The sequence below is a fragment of the Saccharothrix sp. ST-888 genome, assembly GCF_000955975.1.
Lineage (GTDB): Bacteria > Actinomycetota > Actinomycetes > Streptomycetales > Streptomycetaceae > Kitasatospora.
In genome coordinates, this window is record NZ_JYJF01000594.1 from 1 (window position 1) to 353 (window position 353).

Below are 353 nucleotides of genomic sequence, written 5' to 3' on the forward strand. Positions count from 1 at the left end.
AGCAGCCGACGGTCGGCCGACCCCAGGCCGGCGGCCGTCATGTCGCCGAGCCAGCCCGTGAGCGGCCGGGGCCAATAACGCGACTGCTGGAAGGCGTAGGTGGGCAGGTCGACCCGCCCTGCACCGGTGCCCGCGAAGGCCGCTGGCTGCCAGTCCGCCGCGACACCGCGCACCCACGCCGCCGCGAACGAGGCCAGCACCCGACAGGCACCACCCTCGTTCCGGCGCAGCGTGCCAACCGTGACCGCCTCGCGGCCGGCTGCTTCGGTGCTCTCCTGAACGGCCATCACGAGGACGGGGTGCGCACTGACCTCGACGAACGTGCCGACGCCGTGGTTGCGCAGCAACTCGGC

At 73.7% G+C, this 353-nt stretch carries 1 pseudogene; it reads right to left on the reverse strand.

Features of this window, described 5'->3' with window-relative positions:
• A pseudogene (locus UK12_RS42160) lies at nucleotides 1-353 on the reverse strand (polyketide synthase); the annotation flags it as partial.